We start from the raw sequence: 13,459 nt of genomic DNA, 5'->3' as shown, positions 1-13,459 counted from the left end.
ATTGTGTTTTGAAAAAGTTCAATAATTTGATGGTGGGTATGAAAAAAGCACGATTCCCCGAATGGAAATCGTGCTTTGAATAGTTTATTCTGTTACAGGCTTTTTCAAGATACCAAGCAGGACAGCTGAAACAATTGCTCCAATTACAACTGATAATAAGTACAATAACCAGTTGCCGCTAACAAGTGGCATTACGAATACTCCGCCGTGAGGAGCGCGAAGGCCGATATGGAACATCATTGATAAAGCACCAGCTACAGCAGAACCCGCCATTACAGAAGGGATAACGCGAAGTGGATCGGCTGCTGCAAACGGAATCGCACCTTCAGTGATAAAAGATAATCCCATAATGTAGTTTACTTTACCAGCTTCACGATCTTGCTGGCTGAATTTCTTCTTGAATATAGTCGTTGCGATGGCGATACCTAGTGGAGGAACCATACCAGCAGCCATAATGGCAGCCATTGGCTCATACACACCATTTGCTAACAATCCAGTACCGAATACGTATGCTGCCTTATTGATTGGTCCTCCCATATCAAAGGACATCATCGCACCAAGGATAACTCCAAGTAACACGGCATTTCCAGTTCCAAGATTTGATAACCAGTGAGAAATAGCTTGGTTTAGAGCACCGACAGGTTTATTGACAACAAACAACATGATAAATCCTGTTAAAGCAATACCTAATAATGGATATAATAAAATCGTTTTAATACCTTCAAGGGACGCTGGCATAAAAGTTAATACTTTCTTCAAACCAACTACTAAATAACCAGCAAGAAAACCTGCGATAAGTCCGCCTAGGAAACCAGCGCCGCCGGCATTCGCAAGCATACCGCCAACCATACCAGCTGCAAATCCAGGACGATCAGCAATACTCATGGCGATGAAACCAGCAAGTACAGGAACCATTAGAGCAAAGGCATTACCGCCGCCGATCGTCATAAGTGCTTCAGCAATCGGATTATAAGTTGGATCATCCGGCTTGAAGGCATTAAAACCAAACATGAAACAGATGGCGATTAAAATACCACCGCCGACAACGAAGGGAAGCATGTTGGATACACCGTTCATTAAGTGCTTATAAATTGTTGCACCAACGCCTCTGCCTTGATTTCCGCTCTCGCTGCTAGCAGCAGAACCATTACCATGATAAATCGGTGCATCCTGCTTTAACGCTTTTTCAATTAATTCCTTCGGCTTGCGAATTCCGTTCGCTACCGCTGTTTCAATCACGTGCTTGCCGTTGAAGCGGGCCATTTCTACTGTTTTATCAGCAGCGACGATAACCGCCACAGCGTTTTCAATTTCTTCCGCTGTCAGCACGTTTTTCGCTCCACCTGAACCATTGGTTTCGACTTTAATGTCAACACCCATTTCCTTTGCTTTCGCCTTTAAGGAATCAGCTGCCATATACGTGTGGGCAATTCCAGTTGGGCAGGCAGTAACTGCCACAATAAACTGACTTTTCCCAGTCATTGACTGTGTTTCTTCTTCATCTTCTTGATCATACTTGTTGATGATATCTAACACTTCATCTTCAGTTTTTGCTGCAAGCAGCTGCTTGCGAACTTCTTCATTTAATAAAATCGTAGATAATCTTGACAGTGCTTCTAAGTGAGTATTGTTCGCACCTTCAGTTGCAGCAATCATAAAGAAAAGGTGGGCAGGCTGTCCATCAAGAGATTCATAGTTTACGCCGCCCGTTGATCGACCAAAAGCAATCGCAGCTTGTTTAACTGCTTTTGTTTTAGCATGAGGAATGGCAATTCCCTCACCGATACCAGTTGTGCTTTGTTCTTCTCTTGCGATAATAGCCTTTCTATATTCGGCTTTGTCAGCTAATTTGCCGGCATTATCCAATACAGACACTAACTCTTCAACAACATCTAATTTTTGTGTTCCTTTTATGTTTAAGTGGATTGTATTTTTTGTTAAAAGCTCTGTTATCTTCATAGTCATTCTCCTTTAGAATAATTTTGTTTCGAGCTTTACTTGCGGAAGTAAACTTTCAATTTTTTCAGGTGTACAAAGCCCGATTGAAAAGGCAGTTGCACTTCCTGAGGCAACGCTGAAGCGGAAGGCCTCTTCAATTGCTTTTGTTTTTTCATAGGTTGCTAGAAATCCTGCTACCATTGAATCACCGGCACCAACAGAGCTTTTGACTTCTCCTTTTGGAACTGTGGCGATGATCGCTTTGTCCTTGTTAATAAGGACGGCACCTTCACCTGCAAGTGAGACGATGACATTTTGTGCACCTTGCTTGATAAGTTCTCTTCCATATGGAATGACTTCTTCACAAGTAGAGAGTGTTGTACCAAAAAGGTCACCGAGTTCGTGATGATTAGGCTTTATTAAGAAAGGCTGCAATGGAATCACCTTTTTTAATAAGTCTCCTTCAGCATCTACGACAAATTTAATGCTTTTTTCATTACAAATCTCAGCGAGCTGTTCATATGTGTTCGTTGGCATTGTGGAAGGAATGCTTCCCGCCAAAACAAGGATATCCTCGCTTGTTAGCTCATGAATTTTTTGCTTCAATGCTTCGAAGTTTTCTTTCGTAAGGTTAGGACCGGATGCATTGATTTCCGTTTCTGAGTCAGACTTTACTTTTACATTGATTCTGGTATCTCCATCAACCCTGACAAAATCAGTGTTAATTTCAAGTGACTTTAAGTAGTTTTCAAGATAATCGCCTGTAAAGCCGCCGATGAATCCTAGGGCTTTGTTAGTTATATCTAGTCTTTTTAAAACTTGTGATACGTTAATCCCTTTACCGCCAGGCAATTTAGTTTCTTTTTTTGTTCTGTTTAATCCACCTAAAGTGACTTGTTCTAGTTCAACGATATAATCGAGTGATGGATTTAGAGTTAATGTGTAAATCATGAAGTAACCACCTTTATTTTTGTCTTACTGGAATACTGCTCCTTCGTATCAGGGTCAAGCTCATTTGTTAAGATCGTCGCTTCGTGAAGTCCGGCTATTTTCGCAAATGCAATTTCAGAGAACTTGGACTCATCTGCTAAAACATAGGCTTCACGAGCTAGGTTAATAGCTTGTTGTTTTATCATGGCCTCTTCTTGATCAGGAGTGGTATAACCTAGTTGGGTGTGTATTCCATTTACGCCCATAAAGCATTTATCAAAACGATACTGTTCCAGACTCTCAAGTGCACCGCGGCCAACCATGGCTTTTGTGGTGGGCTTGATATAGCCTCCTAATAAAAATGTTTTTATATTTCTGTCGAGAAGCTCATTTGCATGCATAAGGCCGTTTGTTACTACGACAATATTACTAGGAAGAAAAGGAATCATTTCAAAAATGGTGGATCCTGCATCTAGATAGATACAATCTCCTTCTTCTACTAAGCTTCCCGCGTATTGAGCTATTCCCCGCTTAGCTTGAAGGTTTTTGGATGATTTCTCTGTCATGCTGGGTTCTTGCAGCTTTCCTTGAAGTCTGGCCGCACCACCATGGACTCTTTTAAGAAATTTGCCATCTTCTAGCTGAGTGAGGTCCCGGCGAATGGTTGATTCTGATGAATTCGTAAGCTCGACTAGTTCTTGCAGCTTAACGGTATTTTTTTTCTTTAATGCTTCTAGAATAATTTGATGGCGTTCAGGTTCTAACATCCTATTTGCCTCCTAAAAACGCTTTCAAAACTTGTTTGTGGTTTTATCTTACTGTTTTTTTTGATAAAAATCAACCAAAAACTTTCATAAACATTCTTTACCAATCAAAAGCATTCACCATTTTGACTTAATTTTAAAATGGGATTTAACCCTTTTAAATAGGAAGAAATTAAGTCCCAGTCCCATTTATCTGGTATAATAATGTTGACATTGGTAAATTTTACTTTGAAGTTGATGGCTGTTTCTTTACTAGTTTTACCTGTTTTTAGATATAAAATCATAGGTATTTTGGAAGGGAGTCATTGGAGTGTTATCTTTTGAGGAAAAAAAGGCTATTTTTCATTCATTTAAGTTGAAGGAAAAGAAGAACGGTAATGGAAAGGTGAGCTTTGTTTATCCTGAGAGTGTTCAAAAGGGACAGGTTTTGGCCACCCAATTACATCCAAGTGGAAATGGTTACGTGATCGGAAAATATATGTCAGAGGAAACAATTAAGGAACACGGTTATCAGGTGGATCCACGCGGCTGGATCTCCATCAAGGTTTTTTCGAAAGAAGAGATAGCAAAGGTTATAACGGAGGCTATAAAGTCGATGTCTGGGGGGCATGTGGAGGCGCTGCTTCCGGATGGAAATACTAGTGTGGCTGAAACTTTTGAAGAGAAAGCTCCTGTATCAGATGAGGATATGTTGGCCACTGCTATAGAAGTTGTCGATGCTCCTGAATTAGTAGAAGGTAAGGAAGTAGAGGATTCGGAGAAGGTGGCAGCTGTGTCTTTGGATACGATTGAAAGTCCTCCTGATGAAAAAATAGCTGCTGGCCGGGCTGAGAGGGAGAAAGAGAAAGATGAGGAGCCTGTCCAACAGGGTACATATGAGTTTTATCCAGGATCGTATCTATTTGCCTGGATGGGGCTGACGTTGTCGACAATGGAGTACGGGTATTTGGTATGGAGGAAGGCAGTTAGAGATTTGGTTGGTGCTGCTCCGGCGAGGGATAAAGAGTAAAAATGGTATTTTGTATTACACAAGTGTTTGTATTGCTTGTGTGTTTTTTTGTGGACTGATTGTAAGGCTTAAAGACAAAAATACAGATTAGAGTTTGCCCAATTAAGACAATTTACCAATAAATCTATTAACCTGTGTCCAATCGAACCATTTAATCCCTCAACTAACTAAAGAATTCCCGATCATTATCACTAGTAAAAAACCACTCCCACATCCCTCCATTTTGTTTTATAGTAAAAGGAAATAGAAAGGAAGTGAACATATTGTCTAATCACACGGTTTTCTCACATGATAACCGCGGCCATGAGCATCTTCACGCCAAGTGCGAAGACTGCTTCGGTTTATGCTGTGTTGCCTTGCCGTTTGCTGCTTCTGCGGACTTCGCATTAAACAAAAACGGTGGAACACCATGCCCGAATCTACAATCAGACTTTCGCTGCGGGATCCATCAAAACTTAAGACAAAAAGGATTTAAAGGTTGTACAGTCTATGAATGTTTCGGGGCAGGACAAAAAGTTTCGCAAGTCACATTTCAAGGAAAGGACTGGCGCAATCACACTGAAACAGCCAAAGAGATGTATAAAGTATTCCCAATCATGCAGCAGCTTCATGAAATGCTTTGGTACCTAACAGAAGCCCTATTATTAAAAGCGACAGCATCCATCCACATAGAACTCCGTCAAGCCATCGAACAAACAGAAAAGCTGACACTTCTCAGTCCCGGCGAGCTTACGCAACTCGATGTACCGGCACACAGAGCGGAAATAAATACATTGCTTTTAAAAACTAGTGAACTCGTCCGCGCCGATTCACGACCAAAACAGAAGATACCCCGAGGAACCGGTTTAATCGGTGCGAAATTGAGAAAAGCCGACTTGAGAGGAGCTAATTTAAGAGGGGCCTACCTGATAGCTGCAGATCTAAGGGAAGCGGACCTAAGAAAAGCCGACTTTATTGGAGCGGACCTCCGCGATGCCAATCTTAGCGGAGCTGACCTGGCAGGGAGTATTTTCCTCACTCAAGCTCAAATCAATGCTGCCAAGGGAGATACCCAGACTAAGCTGCCTCCATCACTTACCCATCCAATCCACTGGGGGAGTCCAAAAACAAAGCAAGATCCAAAAGAACTCTAAGTAAGTTCTTTTTATTTACCTTTTAATTCCTTTTTTGACCCATTCCTTTTATACTAAAAAAAGATAAGCTCCAGAGCAAAGGGGGAAGCAATGAGAAAAATAACGTTATCAAACGGAACCACCGTTGAGGCTGAATGTTTAAGCTGTGCAATAACGAGCGGAATGGTGGAACCTGATGGTGGAGTTGTCATTGAGACGGAGCACTTTCACGCGCATCAGGATGTCGCCTACCCCATTAAAGGATTAATCATTTTAGCGTCAAAACGGCATATTTATGGTTTTGATGAATTAACGGAAGTAGAGAAAATTGATTATATTAACCTATTAACAAAAATAAGAAAAGCGCAAAGAGAAGTACTAGGCATCGAACATGTTTATTATTTTTATAATGAGGATACGACCCACCATTTCCACACGTGGATGGTTCCACGGTATGAATGGATGAACGATTTTGGCCGTTCTGTAGAGTCTCTAAGGCCAGTTTTACGCCATGCTAGAAATGAAATGAATGATCAAGAAAATGTGAACGAGGTAATCAAATCGATCAGGATGCTGACAAATGCATTACGGGAAGAGAGGGAATAGAGATGCTGCTAAAAAAAGCTTATGCAGGCTTGCCAAAAACAGTTGGGAAAAAAGAGGCCAATCAACCGATGGAACGTGAGTGGACGAGTGCTATTTTTAAAGAACCTGTCCAAGGAGCGGTCTGGGTTGGAAAAACAGGTTTAACGGGCGATGGCCAATATGATCAGAAAAATCATGGCGGACCGGAGAAAGCCGTGTTTGCTTATTCCTCCGAGCATTATACATACTGGCAAAATGAACACAACATTACCGATATTTCCATAGGAGGAATGGGAGAAAACTTTATAGTCGAGCATGTAAAAGAAGACTCCATTTCAATTGGTGATACCTTTCAAATTGGCGAGGCCGTTGTTCAAGTTTCGCAGCCACGGCAGCCCTGCTGGAAGCCTGCCCGCCGGTTCAAAACGAAAACGTTAGCTTTGTTATTACAAAACACAGGCCGAACTGGCTGGTACTTTCGTGTGTTAAAAGAAGGTCTAGTGGAGGAAGGCCAAACGTTCACCTTATTGGAACGGCCTTGCCCTCAATGGACCATCCAGAAATGCAATGAAATCCTCCATGGTCAAAAACAAGATTTTGAAAAAATGCAGGAACTTGCCGCCTGTGAGTTTCTGGCCCCAGGGATGAGAGAAACTTTACAGCAGCGTGTTGAGAAACGAGAGACACCAGACATTCGAAATCGTGTGTTTGGTCCGAACGATTGACCGTAACAAAAAGGAGGATTTTATCGTGGAGTTTAAGGTGAAAAAGGGGGAATTCCCTTCATTTGAACAATGGATAAATTCTGTTCCTAACCTTCCAAGTAAACAATCAACCCTTTTAATCGCGATTGATGGCTGCGGCGGTTCAGGTAAAAGTACTTTAGCCAAACTATTATCGGAAAAAAGGCCAAATGTAACCATTGTCCATATGGATGATTTTTATTTTCCAAGAAAACAAATCATTCAAAGACCGCCAATCCAAAAACCGATTGGTGCTGATGTAGATTGGCAGCGTGTTTTGAAACAAGTAATTGAACCAATCAGTCAGGAGCGGCCTGCCCGTTATCAGCGCTATGATTGGGATTCAGACCAATTAGCGGAATGGCATGATGTCCCAATTGGAAGTATCGTCATTATTGAAGGTGTATATTCCTCCAGAAATGAATTAGCCGGTTATTATGATTTTACGATTTGGGTTGATTGCCCGCGCGAAAAACGACTGGCTAGAGGTCTTGAACGGGATGGGGAGTCTGCACGTGATATCTGGGAAAATAATTGGATGGTTGCGGAGGATCTTTATGTAAAGGAGCACCGGCCACAAGACCGAGCAGATCTTGTGGTTGAATGACCGGGGCATGGGGAAAGAGAGGACTCAGGAAACTAATGGCCCCTTATTGACGACCGAAGAAAGGGAAAAAAGAGCCCCAAGGTAGCCAATAGCCCTTATTGACGACCGAGTGAGTGGAAAAAGAGCCCCTAGGGTAGTCAATCAGAGTTATTGACCACAATTCTTAAGGAGGGACAAATTTTCAATTTCCCTTTGTTACCTAGTTGTTTCTCTAAAGGAGATATGAATGACTTGGTTAGTCGCAGGGTTAAATTCGATATCCACAAAGACACCAAATTCTCTCTTGTTATCTCTTAACCAGAGTTTAAATTTTTCTGTGGTGGATTTGGGACCTGTTACTCTCCCTACATGAAGATAATCGATAATTTTTGCTTGTGGATACCTTTCTTGGGTCTTCTTCATTGCTAATGTACCCCATTTGGCATATGGCGGAATCGGTTTTTGCTGAGCGGCAGCCATATGGGGGAACTGACATAATCCCATATCTATAGAAATAAACGTAATAATCAAACTGAATAGAAGTTTTTTCACATTATTACCCCTTTTTCTTTAGCATTACATTTCGGGCTATAACTTATGTTGGAAAAAATTGAAAGACGCAATATAGAAAGGAGAAAGCAAATTTGGAAATCCGCTTATTAACCCCACCCGATGCTGAAACCTACTGGGCATTACGACTAGAAGCATTAAAGAACCATCCCGAGGCCTTTTTAACTAGCTATGAGGAATCAGTTAAAAGGGAAAATGCTGTGGAACAAGCAGCCCGAAACTTTACGGCAAAAGGGAACTTCACTTTTGGAGCATTTGAACATGATGAACTAATTGGTGTTGTCACTCTTCTTCAAGAGGAACGGATGAAAATTCGCCATCGGGCAAACATTTTTGCCATGTATGTCACCCCAAGCAAGCGGGGACTAGGCGTAGGGATGGCCTTGATGACCGCTGCCATCAATAAAGCAAAGGACATCGAAGAAGTCGAACAAATTAATTTGAACGTAACCTCCAGTAATCAACATGCAAAACAGCTATATAGCAAACTTGGCTTTCAGGAATTTGGATTAGAGAAGAATGCTTTAAAAATAGGCGGAAAATATTATGATGATGCTTATATGGTATTACATTTAGATAAGGATAGTATTAATCTAAACGATTAACAACGTTCATGCTGCAAGATGACCGTTGTTTTCTTTTATTAAAAAATAATGAAAGCGTTATCATATATGTGGTTTAGATAGTATAATTATATAGAGGAGCAAGTATGTCACTTCTTAATGAACAGGGAAGGGGTCGTTGAGTATGACTGAAAGCATTTATTCACATTTGAAAAAAAGAGGGGTTGTTGTACCAGAACATTACATTCAACCGTTAAAGGCACAGTGGGATGCACACCAAATTTTAAATAACAGTCCTAATGTTAATAACTATACAGAGTTTAACCTTAGCTCGAAACACCTTACAGAGGAGCTTGATCACGAGTAAGAAAGAGAATTCCAAAAAGTTACAAAAGTCCCTTGATTCTTAATAGGAATTAAAGTAAGATAAACATACGTTATAACGAAAGGGTGACTTAAAGTCCGATGATTGACTAATCCTATTTTTTGGAAAAAATTCAGATAAACGGAACATATTCTGGATAGGATTAGTGCGGGCTTTTTTAATAAGCAGGGCGAAGTGAACAAGTGCTTGGCCGTTTTATGCCCTGTATTGCCTCCTGTCCAGATTGTTGGATAAGGAGGTTTTTTTATGGAACAAGCAAATACAAATGCAAATGTTTCAATTGGTTCATTATTTCGAAATAAAGTAATTCAGACGTTATTGCTCTCAACGTTCTTTCTTCAAATTGGGGTTTGGGTGCGAAACTACTCCATCCTGTTATATGTAGTAGAAAAGACAAATGAAGACCCAGTCGCTGTATCATTGATTTCAGTAGCGGAGTTTGCTCCCATCTTTCTGTTTTCTTTTATCGGCGGGACCTTTGCTGATCGCTGGAAACCGAAAATGACGATGATATGGTGTGATTTTCTAAGTGCTGTTTCCATTTTTGTGGTCCTGCTCGCGTTATTCTTTGGCGGCTGGAAGGTTATCTTTTTTGCGACATTGGTATCGTCGATCTTATCACAGTTTTCACAGCCTGCCGGTATGAAGCTTTTTAAACTTCATGTAAAAGAAGAACTTATCCAAATGGGGATGTCCATTTACCAAACCATCTTTGCTTTGTTTATGATCGTTGGCCCGGTGCTTGGCACGTTTGTTTACCAACGTTTTGGAATCGATGTGGCGATTGCCATCATGGGAGTAGCTTTTTTACTTTCCGCTGGGATTTTATTCTTACTGCCATCAGATTATGAAGTAGAAGAAAAGGCAGAAGCTACGACGTTACTTGAAGAGATGAAGGCTGGATTCAAATATGTCTGGCAGAGCCGTTCCCTTACATTGCTTGGCGGTTGTTTTGCGGCAGCGGGCTTGGCGTTGGGGCTTACGCAGCCGTTAGCTGTATTTCTCGTAACTGAACAGCTTGGTTTGCCGAAAGAGCAGCTGCAATGGCTGATGGCGGCATTTGGAATCGGAATGATTTTGGGTGGAGGCCTTACAGTCGGCTTCACGAAAAAGACACCACCGCAGATTTTGCTTGCGATTGGTATGGGTGTCAGTGCCCTTGGCTTTTTGGTAATGGGGCTTTCCGATATGTTTTGGTTGACCTTGACCGCTCAATTTATCAGCGGTTTGTTTATGCCTTGTGTTCATATTGGAATTAATACCATGATTTTAAAGAATACCGATGCAGCTTTTATTGGCCGGGTTAATGGGATACTAAACCCGATATTCATGGGTTGTATGGTGATTACAATGACAACAAGCGGGTGGTTGAAGAAGACTTTTTCACTAGTTTCGATGTATGAAACAACAGCACTGCTTTTTGTGGTCGGAGTCCTTTTTCTAGTTCCTTTATTCAAGGGGTCTACTGTATTGGAAAAAAGTAAAGAAGCTTAATTAATAATTTGAGGAGCTTGGACAACCAAGCTCCTTTTACATTTTTCTTTTAATTGGTAAAATTAGGACTGATAGAAGGAGGATTCAGATATGGATGTCATTGAAAAAGCGCTGCAAATCGCAGCCAAAGCCCATGCAAATCAACGCAGAAAAGGAAGCGATATTCCCTATATAACTCATCCGGTTGCGGTAGGGATGATCTTAATGAAGGCTGGTTATAACGATATACTAATTGCAGCCGGAATTCTCCATGATACGGTAGAAGACACTGACCTTACGTTGGTGGAGATTGAACATGAATTTGGCGCCGAGATTGCAGAAATTGTGGAAGGATGCTCTGAACCGGACAAATCCTTATCGTGGGATCAGCGCAAATTGCATACGATAGAATACCTTAAGAGAGCTCCCAGTGATATTCGCACAGTTGCTTGTGCTGACAAATTACATAATATTCGTTCTATCTCCAATGATTATCAACGGATTGGGGATGAAATCTGGAGTAAATTTAATGCAGGAAAGGAAAAGCAAGAATGGTACTATAACCATATTGTAGATAGTCTGAAATCACAAGACTCCTTTCCATTAGTAGAGGAATTGGAAAAAGCAGTCCACAACTTATTTAAGAAATAAATATGGTAGAATGGGATCATTGGAATCGGAACGGAGGCTTTAGCAGTGATATCATTCTACAAAATAATCGTGGTTATTCATATTTTTTCCGCTATCATCGGTATGGGACCGGGTTTGATCTTAACAACAGTTGTTAAATCAGGAAATAACATGACTGAATTAAGACATTCATATAGGCTCCGACACAAACTTCATATTTTTGTCATGGCAGGCGGTACTCTGCTTCTGATAACAGGTCTAACAATGGGCTTTCTAAATCCTAGTCTGTTTCGAATGGGATGGTATGTGACAAGTTTGATTTTATTTCTAGCTGCACTTGCGATAGGACCACTCGTATTATCACCAAGGTCAAAACCTGTAAAAGCATTGTTGGCCGAACATCAAGGTGAGGAAATACCTGAGGAGTATTGGAGTTTATCGAAGATCTTATTTCGTTATGAATACTTAGAAAACGTGATTTTCATTATCATTATCGCGCTTATGATCTTAAAACCATTTTAATTAAGAAAGGTATGGCAAAGATAACAGTGCCTGCCTTTCTTTTTTTGACTAAAAAATTAGTAATTGTTGATAATGTTCTACTGGTATTGAAACGTCTTGGTATAACAGACCATACGCTTGCACACGATTTTGTTAGTTGAAGGGCCGTTTAACTATACAAAAAATTAAATTCAGGTTAAACTGTATTAAATATTATCCATAGAATTCCAATCAGAAAGGTAGGTATTTTGGATGGCTGACAATATACGTTCAATTCCTCGTCCGCTTGTTAAAACAAACCAATGGGTTATTGTTCTAAGTGTGGTCTTAACATGGGTATCTGGTATAGAGTGGCTTTTATTAATACCGCTTCTTTCAGGTTTAAGCGGACTTTTATTTGGATTTAATCCGATTATGCAGCTTGCAAAGCAATTTTTAAAGAAGGATCCTAAGGCTTATATTCCTGAAGATTGGGAGCAGCAGCAGTTTAATCAGAAGATTGCCGTCTCGTGTTTAGCAATAGGCTTTATTAGCTTTTGGGCGGGATGGAATACGTTGGGTTATATTTTTACTATTTTAGTTGCAGTGGCAGCATTTGTAGCCATTCTAGGCTTTTGTATCGGTTGCTTTATCCATTATCAATGGAAGCAATATAAATATAGACGTTCCATTCATTAATCTTTGTAATTCCTCAAAAGCTCCTGATAGGTTCAAGGGCTTTTTTATTTAAGTAAAGCACATTAATTCTCAATATTTTTTATAATCAAATATTTTTGTTGACTGATAAAAGTTGGACCCCCTAAAATTAAGCTTGGGCTGGAAAATTTAAGTAATAGGTCTGAAAAATTTTTAATAAAATGTGAGAAAACAGAATAGGAGTTTAAGTGATAATGATTATACGTGATGCTGTAGTAAAGGAATTACCGCTGATTCGGGAACAAAGGATAAAAGCATATGAAATACATGCAAAAAGCATTCCAGAAGGTCATTGGAGAGCTTTGAAAAAAGCGATTTCTTCCGATGCGGATTCCAGTCCTGATATTGAAAAGATCGTAGCAGATTTAAACGGGACGATCGTCGGCAGTGTGGTGTTATACCCAGCTAAAATAGATGCTTACGAAGGCAATGTGGAGAAGCTGGATTATCCTGAAATCCGAATGCTTGCCGTTGCTCCTGACGCTCAAGGTAAAGGGATTGCAACGAGGCTGATTTCTGAATGTATCGTCAGGGCAAAAGCAAAAGGCTGCCAGGCGGTCGGTTTGCATACCGGAGAATTTATGACAGGTGCAATGAGATTATATGAACGGCTAGGATTTGAACGTATCCCACAATACGACTTTGTACCTGCCAATGACGGTATCATAGTCAAAGCATACCGACTCAGCATTGATAAAGAAAATCTATTTTAAAATTAAAATATTTTAATAATTTAGTAAAATTATCTCAAAACCCACTTGACACCTCGGAAAAGTCAGAATAAAATAAAGATAATTCAAGCCCATATAAACTAAAAAAGTAAGCTGATTGGTCAACCAAAGGCTTATACTCCTACAATAAGAGTATAGGCCTTTTTGTGTACAAAGAAAGGAGAGATCACCCAATGACCTATCCAATTAGTAAATGCAGCCCACATTGTAGTCAATCAAATGTACCTTTAAAATTTTTTATCC

Annotated in this window: 16 protein-coding genes; 12 read left to right on the top strand and 4 right to left on the bottom strand. The window is 40.4% G+C overall.

The window, feature by feature from the left end:
• Nucleotides 1-84: 84 nt before the first annotated feature.
• The 3 genes from AAHB15_RS06595 to AAHB15_RS06585 are packed head-to-tail and all read right to left on the bottom strand — an operon-like array spanning nucleotide 85 to nucleotide 3,635.
• Nucleotides 85-1,959 (bottom strand): PTS fructose transporter subunit IIABC, encoded by a 1,875-nt coding sequence (locus AAHB15_RS06595; protein WP_144563463.1) that lies wholly within the window; start codon nucleotides 1,957-1,959, stop codon nucleotides 85-87.
• 12 nt (nucleotides 1,960-1,971) lie between these two features.
• A complete protein-coding gene (pfkB, locus tag AAHB15_RS06590) occupies nucleotides 1,972-2,889 on the bottom strand; it encodes a 1-phosphofructokinase (RefSeq protein WP_144563461.1) in 918 nt (305 codons plus the stop codon).
• Nucleotides 2,886-3,635, bottom strand: coding sequence for a DeoR/GlpR family DNA-binding transcription regulator (locus tag AAHB15_RS06585; protein WP_335571509.1), 750 nt, complete (start codon nucleotides 3,633-3,635; stop codon nucleotides 2,886-2,888). The genes pfkB and AAHB15_RS06585 overlap by 4 nt, the downstream gene beginning before the upstream one ends.
• Nucleotides 3,636-3,942: 307 nt before the next feature.
• Here AAHB15_RS06585 and AAHB15_RS06580 point away from each other — a divergent pair, with 307 nt between their 5' ends.
• The 5 genes from AAHB15_RS06580 to AAHB15_RS06560 all read left to right on the top strand — a co-directional run bounded on the left by AAHB15_RS06580 (nucleotide 3,943) and on the right by AAHB15_RS06560 (nucleotide 7,688).
• Nucleotides 3,943-4,641 carry a hypothetical protein gene (locus AAHB15_RS06580; protein WP_335571510.1) on the top strand — a complete coding sequence of 233 codons (699 nt, stop codon included), beginning with the start codon at nucleotides 3,943-3,945 and terminating at the stop codon, nucleotides 4,639-4,641.
• A gap of 263 nt (nucleotides 4,642-4,904) precedes the next feature.
• A complete protein-coding gene (locus tag AAHB15_RS06575) occupies nucleotides 4,905-5,774 on the top strand; it encodes a pentapeptide repeat-containing protein (RefSeq protein WP_335571511.1) in 870 nt (289 codons plus the stop codon).
• 90 nt (nucleotides 5,775-5,864) lie between these two features.
• A complete protein-coding gene (locus tag AAHB15_RS06570) occupies nucleotides 5,865-6,359 on the top strand; it encodes an HIT family protein (protein ID WP_335571512.1) in 495 nt (164 codons plus the stop codon).
• Nucleotides 6,360-6,361: 2 nt separating this feature from the next.
• Nucleotides 6,362-7,063: an MOSC domain-containing protein gene (locus AAHB15_RS06565; protein WP_335571513.1), complete on the top strand. Its 702-nt coding sequence runs from the start codon at nucleotides 6,362-6,364 to the stop codon at nucleotides 7,061-7,063.
• Between the two features lie 73 nt (nucleotides 7,064-7,136).
• Nucleotides 7,137-7,688 carry a uridine kinase family protein gene (locus AAHB15_RS06560; RefSeq protein ID WP_335571537.1) on the top strand — a complete coding sequence of 184 codons (552 nt, stop codon included), beginning with the start codon at nucleotides 7,137-7,139 and terminating at the stop codon, nucleotides 7,686-7,688.
• Nucleotides 7,689-7,883: 195 nt separating this feature from the next.
• Here AAHB15_RS06560 and AAHB15_RS06555 read toward each other — a convergent pair whose 3' ends face one another.
• The gene (locus AAHB15_RS06555) at nucleotides 7,884-8,219 is read right to left on the bottom strand and encodes a YqzG/YhdC family protein (protein ID WP_420491076.1); all 336 of its coding nucleotides are present in this window, start codon (nucleotides 8,217-8,219) and stop codon (nucleotides 7,884-7,886) included.
• A 92-nt stretch (nucleotides 8,220-8,311) separates the two neighbouring features.
• Between AAHB15_RS06555 and AAHB15_RS06550 the strand changes: the two genes are divergently transcribed.
• From AAHB15_RS06550 to AAHB15_RS06520, 7 genes are all read left to right on the top strand, one after another.
• The gene (locus AAHB15_RS06550) at nucleotides 8,312-8,842 is read left to right on the top strand and encodes a GNAT family N-acetyltransferase (RefSeq protein ID WP_335571514.1); all 531 of its coding nucleotides are present in this window, start codon (nucleotides 8,312-8,314) and stop codon (nucleotides 8,840-8,842) included.
• Between the two features lie 142 nt (nucleotides 8,843-8,984).
• On the top strand, nucleotides 8,985-9,167 hold the full coding sequence (locus tag AAHB15_RS06545; RefSeq protein ID WP_335571515.1) for a hypothetical protein: 183 nt from the start codon (nucleotides 8,985-8,987) through the stop codon (nucleotides 9,165-9,167).
• A gap of 264 nt (nucleotides 9,168-9,431) precedes the next feature.
• A complete protein-coding gene (locus AAHB15_RS06540) occupies nucleotides 9,432-10,679 on the top strand; it encodes an MFS transporter (protein WP_335571516.1) in 1,248 nt (415 codons plus the stop codon).
• Between the two features lie 90 nt (nucleotides 10,680-10,769).
• Nucleotides 10,770-11,309 (top strand): HD domain-containing protein, encoded by a 540-nt coding sequence (locus AAHB15_RS06535; RefSeq protein WP_335571517.1) that lies wholly within the window; start codon nucleotides 10,770-10,772, stop codon nucleotides 11,307-11,309.
• 45 nt (nucleotides 11,310-11,354) lie between these two features.
• Nucleotides 11,355-11,810: a DUF2269 family protein gene (locus AAHB15_RS06530; protein WP_342042010.1), complete on the top strand. Its 456-nt coding sequence runs from the start codon at nucleotides 11,355-11,357 to the stop codon at nucleotides 11,808-11,810.
• Between the two features lie 231 nt (nucleotides 11,811-12,041).
• Nucleotides 12,042-12,467: a DUF4395 domain-containing protein gene (locus tag AAHB15_RS06525; protein ID WP_335571518.1), complete on the top strand. Its 426-nt coding sequence runs from the start codon at nucleotides 12,042-12,044 to the stop codon at nucleotides 12,465-12,467.
• Nucleotides 12,468-12,679: 212 nt separating this feature from the next.
• Complete coding sequence (locus AAHB15_RS06520) at nucleotides 12,680-13,198, top strand: GNAT family N-acetyltransferase (protein ID WP_335571519.1); 519 nt, start codon at nucleotides 12,680-12,682, stop codon at nucleotides 13,196-13,198.
• Nucleotides 13,199-13,459: the final 261 nt, after the last annotated feature.

The organism is Bacillus sp. OTU2372, assembly GCF_038440275.1.
Lineage (GTDB): Bacteria > Bacillota > Bacilli > Bacillales > Cytobacillaceae > Neobacillus > Neobacillus bataviensis_B.
This window is presented reverse-complemented; position numbering and strand designations above follow the sequence as displayed.

What these genes read in the sequence shown, in the direction of transcription:
- AAHB15_RS06535 (WP_335571517.1), top strand. Translation starts at nt 10,770, where the DNA reads ATGGATGTCATTGAAAAAGCGCTGCAAATCGCAGCCAAAGCCCATGCA.
- AAHB15_RS06525 (WP_335571518.1), top strand. Translation starts at nt 12,042, where the DNA reads ATGGCTGACAATATACGTTCAATTCCTCGTCCGCTTGTTAAAACAAAC.
- AAHB15_RS06520 (WP_335571519.1), top strand. Translation starts at nt 12,680, where the DNA reads ATGATTATACGTGATGCTGTAGTAAAGGAATTACCGCTGATTCGGGAA.
- AAHB15_RS06585 (WP_335571509.1), bottom strand. Translation starts at nt 3,635, where the DNA reads ATGTTAGAACCTGAACGCCATCAAATTATTCTAGAAGCATTAAAGAAA.
- AAHB15_RS06540 (WP_335571516.1), top strand. Translation starts at nt 9,432, where the DNA reads ATGGAACAAGCAAATACAAATGCAAATGTTTCAATTGGTTCATTATTT.
- AAHB15_RS06595 (WP_144563463.1), bottom strand. Translation starts at nt 1,959, where the DNA reads ATGAAGATAACAGAGCTTTTAACAAAAAATACAATCCACTTAAACATA.
- AAHB15_RS06545 (WP_335571515.1), top strand. Translation starts at nt 8,985, where the DNA reads ATGACTGAAAGCATTTATTCACATTTGAAAAAAAGAGGGGTTGTTGTA.
- pfkB (WP_144563461.1), bottom strand. Translation starts at nt 2,889, where the DNA reads ATGATTTACACATTAACTCTAAATCCATCACTCGATTATATCGTTGAA.
- AAHB15_RS06565 (WP_335571513.1), top strand. Translation starts at nt 6,362, where the DNA reads ATGCTGCTAAAAAAAGCTTATGCAGGCTTGCCAAAAACAGTTGGGAAA.
- AAHB15_RS06570 (WP_335571512.1), top strand. Translation starts at nt 5,865, where the DNA reads ATGAGAAAAATAACGTTATCAAACGGAACCACCGTTGAGGCTGAATGT.